General features: G+C 51.3%; 1 protein-coding gene. It reads right to left on the bottom strand.

Features of this window, described 5'->3' with window-relative positions; translation table 11 throughout:
* Positions 1–270 precede the first annotated feature (270 nt).
* Positions 271–1,125: alanine racemase (locus J4G02_02090; protein ID MCE2393386.1), on the bottom strand; the 855-nt coding region annotated here is incomplete at its 5' end.

Below are 1,125 nucleotides of genomic sequence, written 5' to 3' on the forward strand. Positions count from 1 at the left end.
CCGCCCACTGCCCCGAAGGGCAACTTTGATGAGGTTAATGGGTATCCCAATACCCGTCGGTATATGCTAAACTATTGCGGATTTGACCCCTGCTAATAGATAGTGGATACCCAACCTCTAAAGACAATTAGAACAGTTTCAACATTTGAAGTCAACAGAAAAACTTGCTAAAGCAATCTGTATCCCAAACATAAATGTTTGGGGCTTAGACCTAAAGGATTTTTTGATAAAATCCTTCCAAATATGCAACCCAAATCCTTCACGGTTTTCCTATTGCAGTCGTCCACGTCCGAGAAGGGGCCAAACCGTTTCGACAACGCCATCGCGGATACCGTAGATTTCGTCGTGTAGCGCGACGGTAACATCTGAGTAGCCGATAACAAACTCGATTTTGTCTCCGACACGCGGCGTTTCGCTCGACTCAGTGAGTTTCACCGTCCCATGTTCCGCCGACAACCCCACTGATTCCACGCCCGAATCTATAATAGGATCGGGATCTGCTGCGCCCACACTCATGGTCTTTCTCCCGGCATCGCAGATAATCCGCGTAGGAGCGGGACGACTGGTAACTGTGGCAAGGACTGTAAGGGCGTACGGATGTTCTACACCATACTGATGACGGTAAATAACGTCACAGAAGATTCCACCGCCCGCCTGAATCTCTGTGATACCCGGCTGGAAAGCACTGATCCAGTAAGTTCCTGTTCCACCACAACTGATGATGTCGATGGGCATCCCTTCGTTCCGGCATTTCTGTGCGGTGTCTGTAACGGAGGTCAGCGCATCGTCGATCATCCGCTTTTTCTCCCCCGGATCTTCGATACGGAGCGCGATAGATTCCCATGTAAAGAGCCCCGCAAGTTGTACGCCTTCCCTACCATGGATCTTACGAGCCAGAGCGAGAGCGGGTTCTCCAGGATCCACACCAGCCCGATCCATCCCAGTGTTGATCTCAATGACGAGGCGAACACGCACGCCCTTCTCACGGGCTGCACGGTCAATAGCTTCCACATGCTCCTCACAGTCAACAGCGACCATGACATCCGCATGTTTCCGTAAATTGACCAAACGGGCAACCTTCTGCGGTCCAACAACTTGGTTGGCGATGAGGATGTCCTTCACACC

Source organism: Candidatus Poribacteria bacterium, assembly GCA_021295755.1.
Classification (GTDB): domain Bacteria; phylum Poribacteria; class WGA-4E; order WGA-4E; family PCPOR2b; genus PCPOR2b.